The following is a 24,043-nucleotide window of genomic DNA, read 5'->3' as shown; positions in this document are numbered from 1 at the left end:
GGCGAGGTTTAATTATGGCAACATTCCTTTTAGTCATTATTTATTTGGCGTTTATTAGTTTAGGTTTACCTGATTCATTATTAGGAGTGGCATGGCCTGTGATGCAGACGGACCTATCCGCCCCACTTGAAACTGCCGGATACCTTTTTATGGCGATTGCCGGGAGTACCATTATCTCCAGTTTAATTAGCGGAAGTTTACTTAAACGGTTTGGGACTGGCAATGTGACATTTGTCAGTTGCTTAATCACTGCGTGCGCTTTGCTCGGATTTCATTTTTCTCCATCTGTAATTTGGTTATTCGTTTGCGCTATTCCCCTTGGGTTAGGTGCAGGCGCAGTTGATGCTGGATTAAACGATTATGTAGCAACACATTACAAAGCACATCATATGAGTTGGTTACATTGTTTTTGGGGAGTTGGAGCGACTCTCGGCCCTGTCATCATGGCCCAATTTATTTCAGGTCAACATTCTTGGAACAATGGCTATCTTGCTATCGCAGGTATTCAATTCCTGCTGGTGATCATCCTTTTGCTTACTTTACCTTTATGGAACAAAGTAACTAAAAAAAGCCATAAAGAATTAAACGAACTGCCCGGGGACAAAACAGATATAACCAATCACCTTGAAGAAGATATGAACGTAAAACCACTACAAATTAAAGGTGTAAAATTGGCTATGCTATCCTTCCTATTTTATTGTGGAGTTGAAGCCACAATGGGTCTATGGGGAAGCAGCTTTTTGGTTAATGTAAAGGAGTTAGATGCTGCAGTTGCCGCCCAATGGGTTTCCTTATACTATGGAGGAATTACAATCGGCCGATTTATAACAGGCTTTATTACGTTTAAAATGAATAATCTTACTCTTATTCGAGTTGGACAATTCATTGCCCTTGCAGGTGCCGTCCTTCTGTTCCTGCCATTTCCACCTATATTTTCGCTTATCGGCTTTATAATGGTTGGTTTAGGTTTAGCACCAATCTTTCCATGTATGCTTCATGAAACACCAGCACGATTTGGAAAAAAGCATTCGCAAACAATTATGGGCTATCAGATGGCCATTGCATATACAGGAAGTACCTTTATTCCACCGCTCCTTGGGTTCATTGCATCTAAATCAAACATCGGGATTTTTCCATTCTGTATTGTCATTTTCGTTGTCATCATGCTTTTAAGTTCAGAAAAATTAAATCAGTTAATGAAAAAGAAAGTAATGATAAATAAAGATACTAGCTCGACAATTAGTTCCTGATGCCGAGATCCTTTTCAAGTTATAGAAAGAAGGTCATACTATGAAAACTGAAAAAGAAAAAATGCTGGCGGGAGAAATGTATAACCCTGCAGACCCTGTATTAGTAAAGGAACGTGAGGTAGCAAGAAAAAAGGTTAGAATTTATAACCAAACATTAGAAACAGACGGAGAAAAACGCATTAAATTACTAAAAGAGCTACTCGGTTCTACTGGAGATAACGTCTATATGGAGCCAAATATCCGTTTTGATTACGGATATAACACATATGTTGGAGAAAACTTTTTTGCCAATTTCGATTGCACTATTTTAGATGTATGTGAAGTGCGATTTGGGGATCATTGCATGCTCGCACCCGGAGTACAAATCTATACAGCAACACATCCCCTCCATCCAAATGAACGTAATTCCGGCAAAGAATTCGCAAAACCGATTACATTTGGACACAATGTATGGATTGGAGGAAGTGCCGTCATTAATCCGGGGGTTACAGTAGGAAACAATGTTGTCATCGCTTCAGGTGCGGTCGTGACGAAAGATGTACCGGATAATGTTGTGGTTGGTGGTAATCCCGCTAAGGTGATCAAACAAATTGACCTATAAGCAGCGTTGATACCAGTCATATTGAAGGCATCTATTCCTTATATTTCTAAGTGATTAAAAACGACCACATCAAAGGATTTGAGGTCGTTTTTTCTAATTTAAAGGTATAAAACCCACTTGAACTTATTATGATTTATTGCCACTCACCCATTCAATTGTGTTAGCAAGGAGTTGAGTAAAGTCCTGATCTAATAAGCCTTCTTTATTATGGGCAGGAGTAAGACAGCATACCCTCCCTTGACCATAATCATGGTACCAGCCTGCAAAAGAACTTCCATCTTCAGATTCGATACTAAAAAAACATTTGTTTCTTTTTCCTTTAGGTTAACAAAATAATGCTTCTGATTTGGTTTAAGTTCTCTTTGTACACTCCTCCTTCACCCGTATGTACGCGCGTTTATTAATAATGTTAATCCAAATTCACGTTATTGTTAACGCATACATTTTGATATATTCTAAAAATTTCAGTTATTACAGATTGATGAATAGACTACTTCATTTGTAAACAGTAACCCCTATTACCGGAATATAATTTAATATTTTTTCTGTATCTAAAAACTATAACAAAATTTCATAGCATATACATTTGTATTACCTCAAAAACATAAAAGAAACCTACCTTTATTGAAATATCTCTACTTTTCAGAGATTAGTAATCAACAACAGAGGTAGGTTTTCTACTATTATAATTATTTTCTGTTATAAAGGGATCCTCAATAAAATTTCACAAACGGTGTCGCGATATCTTCTGATCGATAATCATCTGGATCGATCTTCCATTGGTCTTCACCATGCTTCACCATTTGAATTTCAACGATCACTTCTTCAGCAGTTGTAACGTTTTTAAATTCGCTCCCCATTTTTTCAAAAACGAAGTTTAAAGCTTCTGCCTCAGTAGCATTCGGGTTTGACGTAATAAATTTTTCCATTTCCTGTTCCAGGATAGGTTGTAATGAAGGAACATCTAACGGTTTCCCTTTCAATTCAACAATCGCTTCTTTGCCATTGCTTGTTTGTGTGACGGTTGTTGCTCCTACTTTTTCTTTAAAAGCAGCTTTCATAGAATTTACCAAGCTGACCACAACTTTTTGATCAAGTTGGTCTTCAGACATGTATGTTGCACTTGAGAACCCTTCGATAATCGCAGCATCAAATTCTTCTAAGAGTGCATCTTTCTTTTCACCTGTTAACTTTTCAAATCTTGGATTATCAACATTATAAAATAAAATATCTAAGTAAGCAGATAAAGCTTTTGCCGGATCCTGTAATTTATCAGCTGTTTTTAATAGCTTTTCGTCAGCTCCATCAATTTCGATTTCAATTGGATCTTCCTCTTTGTCACCATATGCTAGAGGAGTGTAGACAAGTTGATATTGTTCACCTTTATCAACGATGTAAAATAAACTACCTTTAATTTTTTTACCTTCAGTAAGTCGAGTATATTCTAACTTCTGCTTGTAATCCTCTGGCTCACCTTCAGTTGCTTTTGTGTCACCTTGGTACAAAGCAAAACTAGGCGGTTCGATATCAATTGTTTCTTTTCGTTTATTTGTCATTTCAACATCAATTTTGAGTACAAGTTGATCCTCGGACACATTATCATATTCAGATGGAAGAGTATACTCAGCATTGTCCACCTTAATTTCAACAGACGAGTTTTCATTCTTCCCCGATTCTTTTTCTTTTTCTTCTTTACTTGTCGTTGATGATGAACAAGCAGCAGCAAGCATGATCACAACAAGCATTGATAATACAAGGCTAATTCTTTTTTTAATCATTATTCTCCTCCTAGGTGTAATTCGTGTAAAAAACACAACATCCATTATTCTAAAGAGATATTCCTTTATTTGGAATAGTTATTTATTACCTATTATAAATTTAAAATAGTTCAAAATACCCCGAAACCTAAATATTGGAAATTAACTATAGAGTAATAAACAAGTAATTGAAAAATCACTTAAAAACATTCGAAATCATAGATTTTACTCAATATTCATTAGTAATACATCCCATTTATCCTAGTAACACATTCGCCAGAAACGTGACTTTTATCATATACAAATAAACCTTATTACCCATTCCCTCCTCTTTACACCGTATGCAATTATATATTTTTTCCTACAAACATAAACAATTAAATTCTTATGGTTCAACAACCTTAAATAACCATTCTATATTATTTTTCGAAAAATCATCTCAATTTGATATTTGTTTAATATCAAATTGAGATATATAATAAAATAAATAAGTCGAAAAACGTTTACAACAACCAATAAATAAATTGCTTCTGATATTTTAAGGAGGAGTAAGCATGAGCCAATTAGCGAGAGAAACCAAAGTCAAGGCATTATTAGCTAAGCAAAAATTCAATGAAAAAGAGATCTCAGACATGTCAGATGCTCAAATCGAATATTATCACTGGCTCTATTTCGAAGATTCTGTTTACGATTATATGTAAATATAGAAACCTTATATAAATTAACTAAGCTTTTGTACCTGGTACAAAAGCTTTTTTTCTTTGGGACAAAAAATATTTCTCATTGTTGGATGATTTTATATTTGATACAATTTAATTTTACACAATATATAGATTGATTTTTTCCAAGGAGGAAGATGTATGAAAACCGTATATGACTTCACTGTCAAAAAACCAAATGGCGCGAAAAAATCGTTAAAAGAATATGAAGGTAAACCTTTATTAATTGTAAACACAGCGAGTAAGTGTGGACTAACGAAGCAATTTAGCGGACTTCAAGAACTCTATGATAAATTTAAAGATGACGGTCTGGAAATTTTAGGATTTCCTTGTAGCCAGTTTAATAATCAGGAATTTGATAATATAGATGAAACAACAGAGTTTTGTCAGCTGAATTACGGTGTCTCCTTCCCTATGTTTGCCAAAATTGATGTAAATGGCGAAAACGCAGAACCTCTATTTTCATACCTGAAAGAACAAAAGAAAGGTGTTTTATCCAAAGACATTAAATGGAATTTCACTAAGTTTCTGATCGATAAGAATGGTCAAGTGATAAAACGATATGCTCCAACGACAGAACCTGCGAAAATAGAAAAAGATATTACAGATCAATTCTAAGATCTTCTAACAAAAAGGCAGAGAAATTATTCTCTGCCTCTTTCGTTATTCACAGCAAGCACTAAAAACAATATTACGCAACTTTCTAGTTAGCGGAGTTGTACCTGAATCTTTTTTCTGCATCATAAATAAAAAGGTTAGTTCATCTTTTGGACAGTTAATGAAATAACAACCAAGCCAACCATCCCAGCCATATTCGCCAAGGCTTCCTATACTTGCAGATTGACTTGGATTTGTTAATACACGCATAAAGTTTCCATAGCTGTATCCCGGTTGCCCCCATAAATCAAAGCCTTTTTTCTGTTCTGCATTTAGTGTAGCCGAAGTTAAAAAGCTGACTGTTTTCGGACGTAATAGTTGAGTCCTTTCCAATGTTCCTTGGTTCATCAGCATTTTCGCAAATTTTGCATAATCATCAACGGTTGAAACTAAGCCTGCTCCACCAGATTCAAAGGCTGGATTTCGATCCATATGGTGAATAATTCCTAAGTGATTGCCCGTATATAGCTCTAAACCTCCCTCTCCTGAATTTGTATACGTTTTCACAAGACGGCTTCTTTTTTCTTCAGGAAGCCAAAATCCTGTGTCATTCATTTGGAGAGGATCAAATAATTCCTTCCTCAAGAATTCGCCAAATTTTTGTCCGCTTACGACTTCAATGACTGCACCTAATACATCTGATGAGGTTCCATATTGCCAGGAAGAACCAGGCTGGAATGCTAGAGGTACTTTTCCTAATTTGTTCATTGCTTCAATAGTACTCAATGGCGAATCACCTAAAAGCTTACGATCTATCTCTTCAAACACAGCGGCTGTTCCTTGTCCTGCTTGATCATCCCCGCCATAGACTAATCCAGACGTCATGCTGAGTAAATCATGAAGAGTAACTTCGCGTTCGACTGTTATAAGCTTTCCATTCTTTTCAACCATTTGATACTTAAATCCATCCAAAAATTGACTAACAGGTTCATTTAAATCAATCTCCCCCCGTTCAACCAGAATCATAGCCGCAGCTGCAGTGACCGGCTTTGTCATCGAGTATAAACGAAAAATAGAGTCTCTTAAAATAGGCTTGTTCGCTTCTATATCAGCAAAACCGTCTTCATAGTAAAAAATTTCTTCTCCCCTTTTTAGCACAAGAAGGTTCGCACCTGCGATGTCCTGATTATCTAGGCTTTTTCTTAAAGCTTTTTTGATCTGATTACTAACGTTTTTATCTATCAAACCAATCTTCTCCTCTATAAACGATTTTATGTATAGTTGAATTTACACAGTAAAAAGAAGGGAAAGATTCCCTTCCAAATTTTAAAAGTACAGAAATTATAGACTTTTGTACGAGGTTTTGGTGTCTAGCTCCAGGTACCTTGCGCTTTTCCTATTTCATATACCGATATTCCATTAAACTATTTAATATAGAGATCTCCTGCAATAATTCTTCTCCAACATTTGTCTCCAACACCTTTTTCCGCTCTAATTCTTTATCAACGATTCTTTTAACAGACAATACATCTGTTCCATTTAGTAATACATCGTCTTTAGAATTAAAATGTTTATGTGCAACGAGCTGCATGCCGTAGGAATTATACAATAATGTGTATCCCGCAATTCCTGTAGTAGATTGATAAGCTTTAGAAAAACCACCATCTATTACAATCATTTTACCGTTTGCCTTGATCGGATTTTCTCCTTCAATTTCTTTTACAGGGGTATGTCCATTTATGATATGACCTTGATCTGGATTAAGATTGAATTCTAATAGGATTTTCCGGCAGATTTCTTCATTTTCTCGTAAATAGTAATATGGATTTTTCTGCTCTTTATGTGTTGCCTTATCTTTAATAAAATAACGTTCAAATGTTGTCATCGCTCGTTTACCAAAGAGTGAGGAATATTCTCCTGTCCATAAATACCACACCATATCTGTCGCTAGGTCATCCGTTTTTTCAGGGTGTGCAAAGGAATAACGTAGATAACGCTCAAACACATCTAGTAATTCACGGCCTGCATATGTTTTCCCTTCAATGACCATCCCTTCCATTTTCCCGTCTTCATCTAAAGGAATACAGCCATGTATCAATAAATTTCCATTATATTTCAAATAAAGGCTGCCTTTTTTCATGAGAAAATTCATATGTCTAGCCAATTTTTCCGAATGCTGAACAGAGAATAAGAGCTTGTCTATTACTTGCTTTTCTTCCTCTAATAATTGATCCGGCTGCTCAGGATTAACCGTTGTAAAACACGAATTTTCCAACGGATAAGTTTTTCCACGTATTGTTATTTCGTTATGTTCAAAGTCGATTTCTTCAAGCAAAAGTCTTTCTGACATATTAAATCCGGGACGTCTTTTAATGATTGGACTTTCAAGCTTGAATTGAATCATGGCAATGGCTTGATGAATTTTAGTAATTTGCAGTTTTTCTTCATCTGAAACGTGATCATCAGGTTGAACTTTCGGTCTGAAAGCCGGATTGTCATTGTAATATTTATCTGCTAGATTCATAAGCGGTCGCAGATTTATTCCATATACATCCTCGATTATGTCAAGATTGTTATAGCGTGCACAAATTCGAATAATATTAGCTAGACAAACCTTAGAGCCTGCAAAAGCACCGATCCATAAAACATCATGATTTCCCCACTGAATATCAACAGAATGATAGTTAATGAGGGCTTCCATTATTTTATCAGGCTCCGGTCCACGATCATAAATATCCCCAACAACATGGAGATGATCCACTACTAAACGCTGAGTCGTATATGCCAGACCGATAATGAGCTTATCAGCTTGTCCAAGCGAAATAATTTGTTCAACAATGCTTGTATAGTAAGGTTCTTTAAAATTCGTAAACTCATCAGTTTTGTATAAGAGTTCCTCAATAATATAAACAAATTGACTAGGCAATGCTTTCCGTAATTTTGAACGAGTATATTTGGAAGAGGCATAGGAAATCAGCTTGATCATCCGTTCAATGATGACGGTGTACCATTGGTATAATTCTTCTTCATTGCTAAAATGATTTTTCATCAGCTTGATTTTATCTTCAGGGTAATACACTAGTGTTGCAAACTCTTTTATTTCTTTTTCAGTTAACACCTTTTTATAAATGTCTTCTATTTTCTCTCTTACCTTCCCTGAGCCATTTCGCAAAACATGTTGAAAGGCCTGAAACTCGCCGTGTAAATCACTGACAAAATGCTCTGTACCCTTCGGAAGATTCAAGATCGCTTCAAGATTAATAATCTCAGTAACTACCTTTTCCTCACGATCATACTTCTGCGCTAATAAATCCAAGTGTTTTGTATGCAAATCATGTATCCCCTTTCACTACTCTCTCTTTATTATACAAAATGATGGGACGGAGGGACAGGTTCCTTGTCCCAATTCATCGTATTCCTTAGAATTTTATTATATAAGATTAAGAAAATTTGGATTATTTTTATTTTAGAGGTCATTTTGCAGGGGGTCAATAGAAAAAGCAATGTGGTTGGTCCACCGGGACAGGTTCCTTGTCTCCAAAAAAGAGGGACAGTGAACCTGTCCCTCTGACCCATTATGAAAACAGGTCCTTTAGGCGTGCCCAGAATCCTGTTTGTTCTTTTGTTGTTTTTTCTGGTTTTTCTTTTTCTTCTTTTTTGATGCTTTCTGTTTTTATGACAAATTGAACGGAGTTTATTTGTTGGTTTTTAGGCGATACGAAGGATACCGCTTCGAAGTCGGATTTGTCATAGTCTGCGATCATTTGATCCACTTCTTGTTTCATTTGTTCAGGTAAATCACTTGTCGATTCATAAAGTTCACCTGTTCCGTCATGTAGCTTGCCTACACCGTTTTCCAATTCGTCAGTTCCATTTGAAAGTTCTTCAATACCCATGTGCATCTTCGTATAGGAGTTTGACAATTGATTTACTCCTCCTGAATACTCTACTAGACCTGAGTGGAATGCACCATAATTGGAAGAAAGTTGGTTGATTCCTTCTTGTAACTGCGCAAATGATTCTGCAACTTCCATTTGTTCAAGTGAGGAAGAAATGCCATTTGCTGTTGTATCAAGATTGTTAGCCATTTCTGATAAGGCACCGTTAACTTGGCTTAATGTCACATCTACTGCGTCAAATGATTCTTTTACAGCCGAATAGGTTCCCTTTGCCGTACGGGCGGCAGCATATGTTTCAAGTAATTGATTTAGTACTTGTTGATCTGCTCCGCTATTGTATAACGCTTGAGTTTGTTCTTCTGTCAATTCATATTCAGGAATAGCTTCCATTGCTTTATTTAACTCATCGTATGCTTTGGCGTAGTTATCATTAAATGTCTTTAAGCCATCTGACGTATCTCTTAGCCCGCCTGAAATTTGACTGAGCCCATCTTCAAGCTTTTTAAAATCACCAAGACCCATATCCTCTGAACCGCTGCCGCTAAGAGATGTATTTAATGTTTCGAGTGCCTGCTGAATGTTTTTGGAAGCATTGATCAGTTCAGTTGACGACCCATCTATTTTTGACATTCCTTCTTTAAATTGAGACGAACCGTTGCCCAATTCATGTACGCCGATATTGAGTTCCGATACTCCATCCTTTAAGTCACCAACACCATTGTTAATGTCCTTTATAGCATCTGTTAAAATTTCCATATCGCCTGTCATGTCATCAATATTCGGTGCATCAATTGGCATGGAAGATGGAATAGCTGTGATATCGATGCCTTCCATTTCAAAATGAAGAGCATCTGCTTCAACTGTCAGTTTTTCCTCTTTTTCAGGCATGACAGTAAATGTTACTTGTTTGTTTTTTCCGGCATTTGCCAGCATCCCGTCAGGTGCCTTAATATTGCTATATTTATCGGTATCAAGGGAAAGTGAAATTTGTAATAAGTAATTTTCAAAAAATATCCGATTCACTTGTTCATTAGCTGATGTTCGAATCTCAATTTGTACATGGCCCTTTTTTCCAGCCAGTTCATCAGGGTTTATTTGCTTGCCATCTAGTATATAAGAAATGGAAACATCCCATGGCAAAGGCTCTTCCTTCATATTACCTTGATAATAAAATTTCCCTTTCGAATCAGCTGTTAATTGAACCGAATTGTTTGTTTGCTTCATTTCTGTTAAGTCTGTTAGGTTTTTCAAGCTTGTATATAGCCCATAATCAACTATTTCACCAGGCTTTTCAATATCTAAGATGTTGACCACATATGCCTCTTGTCTTTCTCCGGTCGCACTTAGCTTGGCATAGACAACTTCATCTTTAGATGAGATTTCTCCTTTTTCTTGTGAAGAATCACCAATTGATTTGCTGTCATCTGTAGCAGCCGTAACATGTAGTGAAGGAACCAAGAAAATAGTTGTTGTCAAGACAAGTAGAAATTTACTTATGCTTTTTTTCATCATTTCTTCTCCTTATAAAAATGTGCTTTTAACGTTGTTTTTGCAATTAGCTTATCGAAGACAATGAACATAGCCGGCAGGAAGATCACGACCATAATAAAGGCAAGTAATGCCCCTCTTCCCAGCAATAACCCGATAGAAGATACAATTGGGTTCGAGGATGTAATCCATAAAATAAACCCTACACTTGATAAAATGGCACCTGAAATTCCAATCGAAAATATCTTCTCATCCAGTGTTTTTTTCATGGCTTCCAGTGCTGTCATTTCTTCACGATATTCTTTATAAGCATCTGTTAAAAGGATCGCATAATCAACTGTTGCCGCAAGTTGAATAATACTAATCAAAAGATAGCCGACATAAACTAATGCAGAATCTGTAAAATAAGGAACCGAAAGATTAATCCAAACAGATGTCTGAATCGTCAAGAGTAGCACTATCGGAATCGAAATCGATTTAAACGTTACGATCAGGACAATCGCAATCGTAATGACGGTCAAAAGATTTACCAATGTATTGTCTTTTTGAACCGTATTTTTTATATCATATAATGTCACACTTTCCCCAACTGAATAGACATCGTCATAATATTGTTTAGCCGTACTGTTGACTTGTTCAATTAATTGAAATGCCTCTTCTCCCTCGTTTTTTGTTTCAGTTTGAAGAATGAACCGACTATAATTTTCTGAATAAAACGGTTCTGTCACAGACGGATCCAAATACTCCGGAGGAATCGCGGAACTTACTGTATTCACATAGGCAAGAACACTTGATACATGTTCAATGCTCTCTAACTCTTGGACAAGCTCATCTTCTTTGGCAATATCTCCTTTAGGAACAAACAGGACAAGCGGTGTACTCTCACCAAACTGTTCTTTTATTTTTACGATATCACTTCCTACTCTTGTATCTTCAGGCTGATCACCGACACCGTAGATGAAATTTGTCTGACTCTGTGCCAAATACGCCGGTACAATTAGTAATAAAACAATAAGTAAGCTTGGAATTTTCATTTTCACCAAAGCATTGCCTTTGTTTTTAATACTTGGCAACAATGGTTTATGCTTTGTCTTGTCGATCCATTTATAAAATACGAGCGTTAATGCTGGTAAGAACACCATTACACTTATAAAACTTAGTAAAATTCCTTTTACCAGGTTGATCCCTAAATCGGACCCAATCTCAAAGTTCATAAATGATAGTGCGATAAACCCAAAGAAAGTTGTTGACGCACTTGCCGTTATCGCTGAAAAAGATTTTTTCATTGCAAGCTGCATGGCTTCCTGTGGATCTGTTGTTTTCCTACGATAATAAGAAAAACTATGTAGCAGAAAAATCGCATAATCAAGTGAAACGGCAAGCTGTAAAATCGGGGCAACCGACTGGGTCACAAAGGAAACTTCTCCAAGAAACATATTGGTACCCATATTAATTAAAATAGACACACCAATAGCGGTTAAAAATAATACCGGCTCTACCCAGGAAGTTGTTGAAACAACTAAAATAATAATAATAATTGGTACTAATAAAGCTGCAGCATACATAGATTCTGTTCCGGCCATTTTTTGTTGTGTAGCCGTATTAAGAGATTCCCCTGCCATCGCATTATCTTCCCCAATAAGTTCATAGATTTCATCTGTAATAGCGACTTCATCACCATCACGGATACTGAATGAAAATAATGCTTTTTCGTCCTTATAATACGTTTCTACAACCTCTTCATCCGCCATTTCGAGCGGCGCTTTTATATCGATCGCATCATCTAACCATGTCACATCTGACACACCATCAATGGCAGCTAATTCTTTTTTAAAAGCAAGAGCTTCCTGAATGGACACATCATTGATCATCACACGGTTAGACGGAACACTTCCCTCAAATTCCTGCTCCATTATGTCCATTGCTTTCGTTGACTGGGCATCTTCCGGCAAGTAATCTGTCATATCATAGTTTACTGATACTGTTAAGGATGCTAAGGAACAAATGATTGTCAGGACCATAAACGTGATCACTACTGCTTTTTTGTGTTTAATAATTCGTGCTGCAATATTTATAAGATTTCACCCTCTCTTGCCATTTTTTCTTTTACACCCTATCATTATATGGACACGGTGTTGGCTATTCAACAATCAGTTATGTAACATCCGTTAGTTGAACAACACATATTCAAAATATGTTGGATAATGTATAAGAAAAGGTGATTTTCATGTCTAGTTCTAAACTGGATCGACGGAAAAAATATACTCAGATGGTCTTAAAGGATAGCTTAATGAAGCTTTTAAAAGAGAAACAAATTTCTTCCATAACAGTGAAGGAAATATGCGAACATGCTGATATTAACCGTTCGACATTTTATTCTCATTATAGTGACCAATTTGATCTCCTTGATAAAATAGAAGATGAAATCATTGAAGATTTAACTGGCTATTTAAATCAATGTCATTTTGAAAATGATGAAGATGATCTTCAGATGATCGAAAAGCTACTAGAATACTTTGCTTCAAAGCACAAAGTGTGCCAAACACTCCTTAACGAAAATAGAGATACGACATTTCAAAAAAAAGTAATGGTTTTCGCTCAAGATTTCTTTATGAATCATTGGAAGGCTGAAAAACAACTCAGTGAAGAACTCTCAATGTATATAAGTACGTTTATTATAAGTGGAAGTATATACGCAACGAAATCCTGGCTAAATAACGGAATGGACAAATCACCAAAAGAAATGGCTGAACTCATTAATCATGTCATTAAATACGGACTCTATGGAAAATAGCGCGTTTCACCGGTTCGTATTTCCCTAAACATTCCTTGAAATCTCTGGCTTGATTTTTATATAAAACAATCATTCTATGTATAAATAACAATTCTATATTAGTTTTCGCAAAATCATATCAAATTGATATTTGTTTTATCTCAGTTTGAGATATATAATAAGTACAAGAAGTTAAGGAAAGCGATTACAATATAATAACAACAAAAGATTTATTCTTGGTTTATACATAAGGAGGATTTAAAAATGAGCAAAGTAGCCAGAGATTATAAAGTAAATAAATTATTGGATAAGCAAAAATTTAATGAAAAACAAATTTCTGAAATGTCAGATGCGCAAATTGAATATTACCACTGGCTCTATTTTGAGGATTCTGTTTACGATTATATGTAAATAGTAAACGATCAATAATCGAGTAGAGGGAAAATAATCTAATTATTTTCGCCCCTCTCACACCACCGTACGTACGGTTCCGTATACGGCGGTTCAATTTATATTACAGTGTGTACTTTTAGATAATGATCTAAAGCAGAGGGAAGACCCCTCTGCTTTAGTCTTTTGTTTGAGATTGCTCTTTGAACAACTTTCGATAAACCGATGTATCGATAACCTCTTCGACAGAAGGTTAATCCCTTCGCCTCTCCCTCAGGGATTCCTAATTGGATAAGCGATTTGATTCGTTTCTTCGATACCTTCCATTGCTTCCATATGATGACTCTAATTCTGGAGCGAAGCTTCTTATCTATCTCAGTCATTGCTTTTTTCATATTCGAGATTCTAAAGTAGTTAACCCACCCAAGTATGACTTGTTTTAGTTTTAAGGTTCGGTAGTCTAGCGAAACACTCCAATTTCGCTTTGTTAATTTTCGAAGCTTCCTTTGAAATTTTTGTATTGACGTTGAATGGGGTTTTACTTGGTATTTCTCATTCTTAAAATCGTAATAATATCCAAATCCTAAGAATTTCAAATCTTTTGGACGGGAGATTTTACTCTTTTCTCCATTGACTATTAACCCTAATTTATTTTCTATAAATCTCACAATTGATTCCATCACTCTATTCGCTGCTTTCTCACTCTTCACGAAGATTAGGGCATCATCAGCGTATCTCACGAATTGGAGTCCTCTACTTTCTAGCTCCTTATCAAGTTCGTTCAACATAATATTACTAAGCAGTGGGCTTAGGTTTCCTCCTTGCGGAGTTCCAACTGGTGTTTCTTCATATTTCCCATTCACCATAACTCCACTGACAAGATATTTCCTTATTAGGGAAATGACATCTCCATCATCTATTGTATTAGAGATGATCCGCATGAGTTTATCGTGATGAACTGTATCGAAAAATCTTTCAAGGTCAATATCCACAATCCAATCGTATCCATCATTTAGAAATTCCAAGCTTTTAATAATTGCCATCTCACAACTTCTTTTTGGTCTAAAGCCATAACTGAATTCACTGAATTGCTTTTCAAATATTGGACTGAGAACTTGATGAATGGCTTGTTGAACTACCCTATCCACTACTGTTGGTATTCCCAATTTGCGCATCTTACCATTTTCTTTTGGGATCTCCACTCTTAAGGCAGCTTGTGGTTGGTACTTTCTTGTTCTGATGCGCTGACGTAGCTCATCCTTGTTCTCTCTCAGATATTGTTTCAGTTCATTGACCGTTATTCCATCGACCCCACTAGCACCTTTGTTTTTATATACACGCAAGTAGGCTTCATTCATATTTTGATTACTTAGAATTTGTTCTAAAAGTTCCACACTCGTTTCTCCTTTCCTCTCACGTAGTAAGTGATAGCTCCATTTTGGTTATCCTTTGAGGTACGCTCATACTTTCACCATTAACACATTCGGAGTATGTCACTTACGCATTCGTGGTGTTGAAACACTATAAATTGTTCAGCCCTTCATGAAATTACTTCACTACTATGGCTTCTGCTGACTTCTTGCGGCTAACCTTTTTCGACTGTACCCTTTGTACATCCGCAAGATCTCCCAGGGTAAGACAACCATCTTTCCTCTTTTACTCGCCTGATCTACTTTACAAAGTTACGCACATCTTTTGGACTTTAACTTGTTTAGGAGTCTTATCCCTTTGTAAAGCCTTAGTATCAGATTTCTGTTCGTCGAGCCAAGATTTTATTCCACGCTTCCTCCAGCCCTTATCTCACGATAAGTACCTTGCGCTTCCTTAGTGGTTGGTCGATGTGTACCCCCACAGTAGACTTTCACCACCTAGATAGTTGCCATGCCTGGCACACTAAAAGAAAGCGAACATCTATGATGATGTTCGCTTTTGTGTTTATCCCCATATTTCTTTAGATATGTCAACGATATATTTTAGCTTCTCCCATTGTTCCTCTTCCGTTAGGATATTTCCATGATGTGTGGAAGCAAAACCACATTGTGGGCTGATACAGATTTGCTCTAGTGGTACATATTTTGTTGCTTCTTCCACACGTGCTTTAATGTTTTCTTTATCTTCTAACTTACCATGCTTTGAGGTAAATACACCGAGAACAACTTGTGGTCCACCATTTGGTATGTGTTCTAATGGTGCAAAATCTCCAGAACGGTCATCATCATATTCTAAGAAAAACCCGTTTACTTTTTCTTTTGCAAATAATGTTGGCGCGATTTTAGCATAACTGCCTTCAAATGCCCAGGTAGAACGATAATTTCCACGACAAAGATGCGTTGTGATAATAAGGTCTTCCGGTTTATCTTCTAATACACCATTTGCCACACGTAATGCTAAGTCAATTAATTGTTCACGGGAATAACCACTATCATTAAATGGAATTTCCGGTGCGTTTAGCCCGGCAATGTATACATCGTCAAGTTGCAGATAACGGCATCCTGCATCATAAAAAGCTTTTATAGCATCACGGTAAGTTTGGATCACATCATTTGTGTATTCTTCAATGTCTGGGTAAATATCCAGATTACGGATCCCGGCATTAAATAATTGGTTTGGACTAGGAATCGTTTGTTTTGCAACAGCTCGGTCTCCAACGATTTCCTTAAATTCAATGAACTCTTTTACATGTGGATGGTCCTGATTAAAGGAGATTTTCCCCGTTACTTGTACATCATATCTTTCGGTTTCTTCTCCATTAAATTTGAAACCATGTCCAGGTACATACCCTTCAACACCATGTAAATGTTCTAAAAAGTCTGTATGCCAAAATCTGCGGCGGAATTCTCCATCTGTTACTGCTTGCAACCCTACTTCAATTTGCTTGTCCACAATTTTTTTAATTTCTTCTGTTTCAATCGTATGTAATTGTTGAGCAGTAATTGTTCCTTCTTGAAAATCCTTTCTTGCATGATGAATTCTCTCAGGTCGCAACAAACTTCCTACGTGATCTGCTCTAAATGGCGCTTTTACTAATGTTTTTGTCATATCTATTTCTCTCCTTTTGGGGGTATTAGTACCTGTAGCATAACTTTCTGTTAACACAAAAAACCCTCTTCCAAAAATAAGAAGAGGGGTTCAGTTAGCATCATTATACCTTGCTCCTCTTATCTCTATAGCCTCACGCTACTGGAATTGGCACAGTACTTTTGAAAGTCCGCTGCCGAGGTTTCAAAGGGCCAGTCCCTCCACCTCTCTTGATAAGAAAATATCAAAATATTAAGTTATTATCCTTACTATACAGTTATTATTCATCCACTGTCAATCGTTTGAGGCGTAATTTTCCAAAATCCGACTTTTTTCTCCCTATTCTTTAACTCCCTATCAGCCTGTTTTGCTTGGAAAAGGAGACGCTTTCACTTTATGTAGACTGTTGCTTACTAACAATTGTTTTACTAAAAGATGAAACATGATCATTGATAAACAGACAGCCACAGCACTTACTATAAACAATATTTGATAGCTTGTATGTTGAGAAACCCAGCCCAACATCATGGCACCTAGGCCAATTCCCAAATCAGTCGCCGTTGTAAAAGAAGCATTTGCTACCCCGGTTCGATCTGGATGAACAAGGCGAATGGTGGCGGCTTGTAAAGCAGGTTGAGTAGCACCAAATCCAATTCCGTAAAATATTGCGGCTAAAAGAACACCAAACAATCCCTTTGAAAACCCTAAAACAGCCAGTGCGATTATTGTAATGATGAGAGCGGACCTATGACAAATGATTCTCCATATCGATCTGATAGCTTTCCGGCAATCGGTCGAAATAGAACAAGAGTGACAGCATAAACGAGAAAAAATGTTCCTGAATTTACGTTAATGGAAGCAGCAAACAATGGGACGAATGTGGTGACTCCTCCATATGCGATAAATAAAAAAAAGACGGTAATCGTGACAGGTAGAACAGATTTTTCGAAGAATTCCATTTTCCTTGAGCTTGATTGCACTTGAAAAGGCACTTTTGCTCCTAAGATTAAGAGAATGGCAATAACCGACAGACTAAAAGCGAATAGAAATAAAGAATGATAGGAAAGGTTTTCCGAAACCCAAATTCCAAACATCGGACCGATGGCCATCGCAAGTGTCATAGCCATACCAGACCAACCTAACCCTTCACCTCTGCGGCCTGATGGAATCAAATCCGTGATCGCTGTAAGAATTGAAGTTGTGGAAACGGCCCAGCTCATCCCATGTAAAATTCTCAGTCCCATCAACACAACAATTCCACCAACCCAGTTATAAAGATACATTGATATAGAAAAAAGAAGTAAACCACATAGTATAAACGGCAGTCTTCCGAACCGGTCCAGCAGACCACCTACAATTGGACGAAAAATAACCGCAGAAAGCATAAACGCGCCCATCACAAGTCCGACCTGTGATTCATTACCACCTATCTCTTTAATGAACAAAGGAAGTGTAGGATACAACATATAAAATGCGGTAAACAAAAACAGCATGCTTATCAGCATTTTGATATATGACTTCGTCCATAATCGTTCCACTTTTTTTCCTCCTTTATAGGGATTCGTTAACGGAGATTAATGTTTTTTCCTCTTTAGGGAAACGTGTTTATAGTCATTATGCAACAAATGGTAACATTCCTGATATCTCATTCCTATCAAATGTTTGCCTAATCCTCTCACACTATCTTACGGATTTCTTTAAACTACTGCACAAAATAAGTGAGATATTAATCCTTGATATGAGAGAGGAGAATGGCAAATGTCTGAACAAATGTATTTGCAACAGACTTAACTTGCCACCATCATTAAACGAAAGACAGATCAAAATGGTGTTTCCCTTACTGATATTCCTTCTTATTTCTTCACAATTCAGCCGTGAATATATCCGCATGTTTGGCCTTCCACCTAGAGAAGATATGAAGCTTTTACCATCTACTTCTTTTCTACTGCATGTCCACCAAACTCATTTCTTAAAGCTGCAACAACTTTACCAGTAAACGTATCGGTTTCAAGGGAACGGTATCTCATCATTAATGAAAGAGCAATAACAGGTGTTGCTGCCTGGAGATCTAATGCCTCCTCTACTGTCCACTTTCCTTCACCGGATGAGTGCATAATCCCTTTAATTCCATCCAACTTCGCATCTTTAGCAAAAGCGTTCTCAGTTAATTCCATTAACCACGAGCGAATAACTGACCCATTACTCCACACTCTTGCTACTTGTTCATAATCATAATCAAATTGGCTTTTTTCCAGAACCTCGAAACCTTCACCAATTGCTGCCATCATTCCATATTCAATCCCGTTGTGAACCATTTTTAAATAGTGACCACTCCCTGATTTACCTGTATACACATATCCTTTTTCAACAGATGTATCCCGGAAGATCGGTTCCACGATTTTCCATGCTTCTTGGTCTCCACCAATCATGTAGTTGGCACCATTGCGGGCACCCTCCATTCCTCCTGATGTACCAACATCAAGGTAGCTAACACCAACTTTTTTAAACTCTTCATATCTGCGCATTGACTCTTTGTAATGGGAATTTCCCGCCTCAATGACAATATCTCCGTCAGATAGCAATGGCTTTATGTCCTGAATCACTTGATCAACGACTTTATGCGGGACCATGATCCAGACAATTCTTGGGTGATCTAGTGATTGTACCAATTCATTTAAATTTGTCGTTCCATGTGCACCATATTGTTTAATTTCTTCGATTGCTTGTTCATTAATATCAAACGCAACAACCTCATGATGGTGATCAATTAAGTTTCTGCTAATATTTAGCCCCATTTTTCCTAAACCAATTAATCCAACTTTCATCAAAATCACTCCTACTGATCTAGTTTATGATCTGTACCAAAATGTTCGTCTGCTGGCACTATCTATTCTCCATTTTCAGCTATATCTTCTTTTTCGTTTTTATTGTCAATTGACCACCAAAAGAATCCGTCTTCTTCAAGTAATATGTGAGCGGCGTTTGGACCATATGATCCCGATGGGTATTCATGTAGTGGGACTACATTTTCCTTAAAAGCTTCTAGGATCGGTTGAACCAGCTGCCAAGATAATTCAACTTCTTTCCAATGAGCGAAAAAAGTAGCATCCCCTTCTAATGCATCTACTAATATGTTCTCATATGCCTCCGGAATATCCCTCTGTTCTGGAGTAAAGTCAACATGTATAGGTTCAATTGCCCCTTCTTTCAACGGATTTCGGCTATTTAACTGTAATGACACTTCACTTTCCGGGTTAATTCCGATTTCCAATAGATTAGGTTCTGTTTTTTGATTGTATTTTGTCAAAGGATTTTTAAATTCGATTACGATCCTTGTTGATTTTTCCTTCATACGTTTCCCTGTTCGAATATAAAACGGAACACCTTTCCATAAAGAATCATCAATCCAAAGGCGGGCTGCGATGTATGTATCATTTGTTGAAGACGGATCCACCCCGGGTTCCTTCTTATAACCCATTACTTGTTCACCATTTATCTCCCCTGGTCCGTATTGACCCCTAATTACTTCTTTGAATACATCCTCTTTGTTTATAGGACGTACAGCTTCCAAGACCTTTCTTTTTTCTTGACGTATGTTTTTCGCAGAGAAACCGTTTGGAAAATGCATGCTGAACATCATAAGCAATTGAAGTAAATGATTTTGAACCATATCACGAATGGCCCCTGCTTTTTCATAATACGCAGCACGCTTCTCGACTCCTACTATTTCACTTGCTGTAATTTGGACATTTGCAATATGCTCATTGTTCCAAAGAGCCTGCAAAACAGGATTCGCAAATTCCAATGTTTCCAAATTTTGAACCATTGGTTTTCCTAAGTAATGATCGATTCTGTAAATTTCTTCTTCATCAAAAACACGTGATAATTTTTCATTCAATTCTCGTGCAGAAGTTACATCATGTCCAAATGGCTTTTCAATAAGAAGTCGCTTCCACCCATTTGTTTGAACGATTTTAGATTCTTGTAGCTTTTTAACAATAACGTCAAAAAACTGAGGAGCTACCGAAAGATAAAACAGTCTGTTTTCCGGAATATGTAATTTAGTTTCTTCTGTTTTGATTAAGGATAACAACCTTTCATACTCTAAACCTTTTGTCACATCAACCTTACAATATCGAATGAAATGAAGAAAATCACTTATTTTTGGATCACTTGATGAATGATGTGAGAATGAATCGATCGATGATTTAACAAGATTGTGAAATTCAGCATCGGTATATTCAGTTATACTCGAACCTATAATTGAAAATGGGGTTGGCAACTTTTGGCTAAGAAATAATTCAAATAAAGCCGGAATGATTTTTCTTTTAGCTAAATCTCCAGTAGCTCCAAATAAGACAAATGTTGAACAATTCATTACCCGCCCTCCATAAAAACTCACCTTTTACCTTGTAGTCTGTCCAGTTTATTCCGATTTATCTAATTTACTTTTGACCACGCCAAAAAATCCTTCATGCCAGCACACAAAGGATTTTCTATTCTAATAAGTATTATTCTAATAAGTACCATTTATAAACCTTGAAAAATCAACCGAATCCCGACAACAACGAGGACAAGTCTTAAAATGACAATAACTGTTCCGTCTTTTAGGCGACGATTAATAAAAGCACCTGCTTTCGCACCAATCCAAGCTCCTGGTGCTAACACAAGAATCCATAGCCACTCAACATTCCCAAGCTGAATATGTGCAATTGATCCAACAATCGAAGACAAAAACACCATAAACATCGAAGTTGCCACCGCAATGGAGGCAGGAAATCTGAATAATAAAAGCATCGTGGGTACCATTAAGGAACCACCGCCAATTCCAAATAAACCGGACAAAACGCCAACGATAAAAGCAATCAAAACTGCAAGTAGAGGTTGAAATTGTAAGAAGTGCTCATCACCCTGTTTATCTCTAAACGTATAAGTAGTACCAATTTGATTTGTATTTGGCTTCAAATACTTTTGAACACTTAGGAGGAGTGAAATGAAAATGACAAAAGTTCCGAAGAATATGTAGAAAAGATGTAAATCAATTGTTTTATTAATCAATGCTCCCACAAAAGCTCCAGGCCCGCTTCCGATAAAAAAAATCATTCCTGCCTTAAAGTAAACTGTTTTTTGCTTCATATAACTTAGTGTTGAAGAAAGTCCTGTAACAATTAAAATGATCATTGAGGTCCCAACAGCAAGTTGTGGTGTTATGGACGGCAATAGATGTGTATAGTTTCCAATAAACAGTAATGCAGGTACGATAATAATTCCTCCGCCTAATCCGACAAGGCTACCGAGCATTCCTCCTGCTAGACCAATAAAAAATAATATAACCAACAGCATATGTAAATCTCCCTTTAAGATTTCAACTTTTTACCTACTATATAACCCGCATAAAATATGAAAAGTGTGTAACCCAAAACCAGCAAAATTGATGTAGGAATAGACTTAGCAAACGTAATAAGAACAGCAGATAACTTTATTAGCTGTGGAAGCAATTGATCAATAGTTGATAAATAATAGACATGAACAATGACCAAACAAAAAACAATGATAAAAATCGGACGAAATAACTTAATAATAGTCCTTTCTTTATTACCTTTTTTATTTGCAGTTTTTCTCACCACAGCCACAACCCTGCACCTCTTTCTATCATTCTACTGATTCTAGTATGAAGGATTGATATATCTTAAGCAAGAAGAACAGATTTGAACTGTTTGAAAGTAGAAACTTAAAAATAAAAGCGACCCATTATAAAAGAGTCGCTACCTAATTAAGATTAACCTAATGGGATTCTTCCGCGGCCATCGCTTCAGCCTTGGTAGTATGAACTGTACCAAATGGATGGTTTGGAGGAGCATAAATTGAATAAAGCTTTAATGGAGTATTTCCTGTATTAATGACATTATGCCATGTTCCTGCCGGTATCAAGATAGCAAAGTCATCATACACATTTCGTTCGAAGCTTAAATTATTTTTGTTTTTTCCCATTCGAACAAGTCCTTGCCCTTGTTCTATACGTAAAAATTGGTCAACATTTGGATGCATTTCCAATCCAATATCCTCACCGGCATCAATACTCATTAATGTAACCTGTAAATGTGTTCCAGTCCAAATAGCTGTACGAAACGTATTGTTTTGCTTGGTTGCTTCATTAATATTCACAACATATGGCTTAGCTCCGTAATCTGCTATTGCCACTCTTTGATTGGAAAATTGTTGCACATATCTCACATTGGCTTGTTCAGTTACATTTGGGTATGTCCAATAGACAGACTGTCTTCCATAAGTAGGCATCTGTGAAGGAACATAGTATGGATATGGATTTTGATATGCATAAGGAACAAAGTACATTGATCTTTCCCCTTTCCTAGGTTCTAACCTATCCTATGCAATCGAAGATAAAATGTACTTTAAATTACTCTCCATAATCTCAGTCAGTCCTATTTATTTTCCTCACAATATACTCCGCATCATATCCAATCCCTTGTAGTAAAGCCGAACCACGGCGATATTGCCATGGAAGACCGATAAAATATAACCCTTTAATTGTTGTTACACCACGGGTATGTATGACATTTCCTTTTTCACTTATTACATGATTTATGTGCAACCAAGAAAAATCCGTTTTAAACCCTGTAGCCCATATGATATTTTGAACTTCGAGTTCTGTTGTGTCCTCGAAAAACAGTTTATGTTGATTTCCATCAATTACACGGTTTTTCAACTTGATGGTATCTTGTTTTATCGCTTCTTTTAATTCAAATCCAAAAATAGGGTCCCCTCTTTTTTGGATGAGCCTCCCTATTAAAGAACTATTCGATGCTTTTAAAATGCCGATTTTATCAAACCACCAGAAGATACTATTTTGCCTGAGTATTAGGGGTAAATAACTTAATTTCTTACTAACAGCTAAAAATGTCTCTCTTTCTTTCGATAACTCAACAGCAATCTGTGCCCCACTGTTTCCGCCGCCAACCACAAGAACATTTCCATCAGCCAGTTGTTTAGAATTTCTGTATTGTGAAGAGTGAAGTTGGTTAATGTTTACTTTCTTAGATAATGCAGGCATTGATGGTATCTGAAAAGGACCTGTTGCGATGACAAGATTTTCTGCAGTATATACATCATTTTTTGTCTTAATTATAAATTGACCTTCCATTTCTGAAACACTCATAACTTCTGATTGAAAACGAATCGGTATGTTATATTTCACAACATAAGACTGTAAGTAATCCGCAACTTCATCTTTTGTTGGAAAACCATGTGATTCTCCATGAAACTTCATACCTGGTAAGGTACTGTACATGCGGGGAGTAAATAATACTAAAGAATCATATCTTTCTTTCCAACTTTCTCCGACCTCATTCCCTTTGTCTAAAATGAGAAAGCTTTTATTAGATTGTTTTAAATAATATCCAACGGCAAGCCCTGCTTGACCAGCACCTATTATGATTGTGTTGTACAACGCATACACCTCTTTTATATGAATAAATGCTCATATAAACATAATAATCCCAGATATTTGGTTTTACAATAGTTTTGTTTTAT

The 24,043-nt window shown here is 36.6% G+C and carries 19 protein-coding genes, 1 pseudogene and 1 riboswitch; of the genes and pseudogenes, 6 read left to right on the top strand and 14 right to left on the bottom strand.

Features of this window, described 5'->3' with window-relative positions:
* Positions 1-14 precede the first annotated feature (14 nt).
* On the top strand, positions 15-1,250 hold the full coding sequence (locus tag AC0L8O_RS08745) for an MFS transporter (protein WP_473447379.1): 1,236 nt from the start codon (positions 15-17) through the stop codon (positions 1,248-1,250).
* Positions 1,251-1,290: 40 nt separating this feature from the next.
* Positions 1,291-1,851 (top strand): sugar O-acetyltransferase, encoded by a 561-nt coding sequence (locus AC0L8O_RS08740; RefSeq protein WP_026560039.1) that lies wholly within the window; start codon positions 1,291-1,293, stop codon positions 1,849-1,851.
* 713 nt (positions 1,852-2,564) lie between these two features.
* On the opposite strand, the gene AC0L8O_RS08735 is transcribed toward AC0L8O_RS08740, so the two are convergent.
* Positions 2,565-3,629, bottom strand: a complete 1,065-nt coding sequence (locus tag AC0L8O_RS08735; protein WP_026560040.1) for a DUF5105 domain-containing protein — start codon at positions 3,627-3,629, stop codon at positions 2,565-2,567.
* 533 nt (positions 3,630-4,162) lie between these two features.
* On the opposite strand from AC0L8O_RS08735, the gene AC0L8O_RS08730 reads away from it, so the two are divergent.
* Both AC0L8O_RS08730 and AC0L8O_RS08725 read left to right on the top strand, forming a co-directional pair.
* On the top strand, positions 4,163-4,309 hold the full coding sequence (locus AC0L8O_RS08730; protein WP_156931934.1) for a BH0509 family protein: 147 nt from the start codon (positions 4,163-4,165) through the stop codon (positions 4,307-4,309).
* A 159-nt stretch (positions 4,310-4,468) separates the two neighbouring features.
* Positions 4,469-4,945, top strand: coding sequence for a glutathione peroxidase (locus AC0L8O_RS08725; protein WP_473447378.1), 477 nt, complete (start codon positions 4,469-4,471; stop codon positions 4,943-4,945).
* Between the two features lie 45 nt (positions 4,946-4,990).
* Here AC0L8O_RS08725 and AC0L8O_RS08720 read toward each other — a convergent pair whose 3' ends face one another.
* From AC0L8O_RS08720 to AC0L8O_RS08705, 4 genes are all read right to left on the bottom strand, one after another.
* Positions 4,991-6,169 carry a serine hydrolase domain-containing protein gene (locus AC0L8O_RS08720; RefSeq protein WP_473447377.1) on the bottom strand — a complete coding sequence of 393 codons (1,179 nt, stop codon included), beginning with the start codon at positions 6,167-6,169 and terminating at the stop codon, positions 4,991-4,993.
* Between the two features lie 151 nt (positions 6,170-6,320).
* Positions 6,321-8,255, bottom strand: coding sequence for a fructose-1,6-bisphosphatase (fbp, locus tag AC0L8O_RS08715; protein ID WP_026560043.1), 1,935 nt, complete (start codon positions 8,253-8,255; stop codon positions 6,321-6,323).
* A gap of 244 nt (positions 8,256-8,499) precedes the next feature.
* Positions 8,500-10,335, bottom strand: coding sequence for a YhgE/Pip domain-containing protein (locus AC0L8O_RS08710; protein WP_473447375.1), 1,836 nt, complete (start codon positions 10,333-10,335; stop codon positions 8,500-8,502).
* Entirely contained in the window at positions 10,332-12,332 is a 2,001-nt protein-coding gene (locus AC0L8O_RS08705) for an efflux RND transporter permease subunit (protein WP_473447374.1), read from the bottom strand. Before AC0L8O_RS08705 ends, AC0L8O_RS08710 begins: the two co-directional genes overlap by 4 nt.
* A gap of 206 nt (positions 12,333-12,538) precedes the next feature.
* Between AC0L8O_RS08705 and AC0L8O_RS08700 the strand changes: the two genes are divergently transcribed.
* Both AC0L8O_RS08700 and AC0L8O_RS08695 read left to right on the top strand, forming a co-directional pair.
* Entirely contained in the window at positions 12,539-13,105 is a 567-nt protein-coding gene (locus AC0L8O_RS08700; RefSeq protein ID WP_473447373.1) for a TetR/AcrR family transcriptional regulator, read from the top strand.
* A gap of 243 nt (positions 13,106-13,348) precedes the next feature.
* Positions 13,349-13,495: a BH0509 family protein gene (locus AC0L8O_RS08695; RefSeq protein WP_473447372.1), complete on the top strand. Its 147-nt coding sequence runs from the start codon at positions 13,349-13,351 to the stop codon at positions 13,493-13,495.
* Positions 13,496-13,593: 98 nt separating this feature from the next.
* Here AC0L8O_RS08695 and ltrA read toward each other — a convergent pair whose 3' ends face one another.
* The 9 genes and pseudogenes from ltrA to AC0L8O_RS08650 all read right to left on the bottom strand — a co-directional run bounded on the left by ltrA (position 13,594) and on the right by AC0L8O_RS08650 (position 23,960).
* Complete coding sequence (ltrA, locus tag AC0L8O_RS08690; protein WP_473444226.1) at positions 13,594-14,868, bottom strand: group II intron reverse transcriptase/maturase; 1,275 nt, start codon at positions 14,866-14,868, stop codon at positions 13,594-13,596.
* A 541-nt stretch (positions 14,869-15,409) separates the two neighbouring features.
* Entirely contained in the window at positions 15,410-16,513 is a 1,104-nt protein-coding gene (locus tag AC0L8O_RS08685; protein WP_473447371.1) for a 5-methyltetrahydropteroyltriglutamate--homocysteine S-methyltransferase, read from the bottom strand.
* A gap of 116 nt (positions 16,514-16,629) precedes the next feature.
* Positions 16,630-16,732: riboswitch (SAM riboswitch) on the bottom strand.
* Positions 16,733-16,849: 117 nt separating this feature from the next.
* Positions 16,850-18,030, bottom strand: a pseudogene (locus tag AC0L8O_RS08680) (MFS transporter).
* Positions 18,031-18,423: 393 nt separating this feature from the next.
* Positions 18,424-19,317 (bottom strand): phosphogluconate dehydrogenase (NAD(+)-dependent, decarboxylating), encoded by an 894-nt coding sequence (gene gnd / locus AC0L8O_RS08675; RefSeq protein ID WP_473447370.1) that lies wholly within the window; start codon positions 19,315-19,317, stop codon positions 18,424-18,426.
* 62 nt (positions 19,318-19,379) lie between these two features.
* Complete coding sequence (gene zwf / locus AC0L8O_RS08670) at positions 19,380-20,870, bottom strand: glucose-6-phosphate dehydrogenase (RefSeq protein WP_473447369.1); 1,491 nt, start codon at positions 20,868-20,870, stop codon at positions 19,380-19,382.
* 152 nt (positions 20,871-21,022) lie between these two features.
* Positions 21,023-21,835, bottom strand: coding sequence for a sulfite exporter TauE/SafE family protein (locus tag AC0L8O_RS08665; RefSeq protein WP_473447368.1), 813 nt, complete (start codon positions 21,833-21,835; stop codon positions 21,023-21,025).
* A 14-nt stretch (positions 21,836-21,849) separates the two neighbouring features.
* The gene (locus AC0L8O_RS08660; RefSeq protein WP_473447367.1) at positions 21,850-22,125 is read right to left on the bottom strand and encodes a hypothetical protein; all 276 of its coding nucleotides are present in this window, start codon (positions 22,123-22,125) and stop codon (positions 21,850-21,852) included.
* A 151-nt stretch (positions 22,126-22,276) separates the two neighbouring features.
* Positions 22,277-22,846 (bottom strand): cupin domain-containing protein, encoded by a 570-nt coding sequence (locus AC0L8O_RS08655; RefSeq protein ID WP_473447366.1) that lies wholly within the window; start codon positions 22,844-22,846, stop codon positions 22,277-22,279.
* A 79-nt stretch (positions 22,847-22,925) separates the two neighbouring features.
* Positions 22,926-23,960, bottom strand: a complete 1,035-nt coding sequence (locus AC0L8O_RS08650; protein ID WP_473447365.1) for a flavin-containing monooxygenase — start codon at positions 23,958-23,960, stop codon at positions 22,926-22,928.
* Between the last annotated feature and the right edge of the window lie 83 nt (positions 23,961-24,043).

The sequence above is a fragment of the Metabacillus sp. KJ11-3 genome (assembly GCF_055808295.1).
This window is presented reverse-complemented; position numbering and strand designations above follow the sequence as displayed.

What these genes read in the sequence shown, in the direction of transcription:
- AC0L8O_RS08745 (WP_473447379.1), top strand. Translation starts at nt 15, where the DNA reads ATGGCAACATTCCTTTTAGTCATTATTTATTTGGCGTTTATTAGTTTA.
- AC0L8O_RS08695 (WP_473447372.1), top strand. Translation starts at nt 13,349, where the DNA reads ATGAGCAAAGTAGCCAGAGATTATAAAGTAAATAAATTATTGGATAAG.
- AC0L8O_RS08730 (WP_156931934.1), top strand. Translation starts at nt 4,163, where the DNA reads ATGAGCCAATTAGCGAGAGAAACCAAAGTCAAGGCATTATTAGCTAAG.
- AC0L8O_RS08700 (WP_473447373.1), top strand. Translation starts at nt 12,539, where the DNA reads ATGTCTAGTTCTAAACTGGATCGACGGAAAAAATATACTCAGATGGTC.
- AC0L8O_RS08725 (WP_473447378.1), top strand. Translation starts at nt 4,469, where the DNA reads ATGAAAACCGTATATGACTTCACTGTCAAAAAACCAAATGGCGCGAAA.
- zwf (WP_473447369.1), bottom strand. Translation starts at nt 20,870, where the DNA reads ATGAATTGTTCAACATTTGTCTTATTTGGAGCTACTGGAGATTTAGCT.
- gnd (WP_473447370.1), bottom strand. Translation starts at nt 19,317, where the DNA reads ATGAAAGTTGGATTAATTGGTTTAGGAAAAATGGGGCTAAATATTAGC.
- AC0L8O_RS08740 (WP_026560039.1), top strand. Translation starts at nt 1,291, where the DNA reads ATGAAAACTGAAAAAGAAAAAATGCTGGCGGGAGAAATGTATAACCCT.
- AC0L8O_RS08665 (WP_473447368.1), bottom strand. Translation starts at nt 21,835, where the DNA reads ATGCTGTTGGTTATATTATTTTTTATTGGTCTAGCAGGAGGAATGCTC.
- AC0L8O_RS08735 (WP_026560040.1), bottom strand. Translation starts at nt 3,629, where the DNA reads ATGATTAAAAAAAGAATTAGCCTTGTATTATCAATGCTTGTTGTGATC.
- AC0L8O_RS08705 (WP_473447374.1), bottom strand. Translation starts at nt 12,332, where the DNA reads ATGGTCCTGACAATCATTTGTTCCTTAGCATCCTTAACAGTATCAGTA.
- AC0L8O_RS08685 (WP_473447371.1), bottom strand. Translation starts at nt 16,513, where the DNA reads ATGACAAAAACATTAGTAAAAGCGCCATTTAGAGCAGATCACGTAGGA.
- AC0L8O_RS08710 (WP_473447375.1), bottom strand. Translation starts at nt 10,335, where the DNA reads ATGATGAAAAAAAGCATAAGTAAATTTCTACTTGTCTTGACAACAACT.
- AC0L8O_RS08655 (WP_473447366.1), bottom strand. Translation starts at nt 22,846, where the DNA reads ATGTACTTTGTTCCTTATGCATATCAAAATCCATATCCATACTATGTT.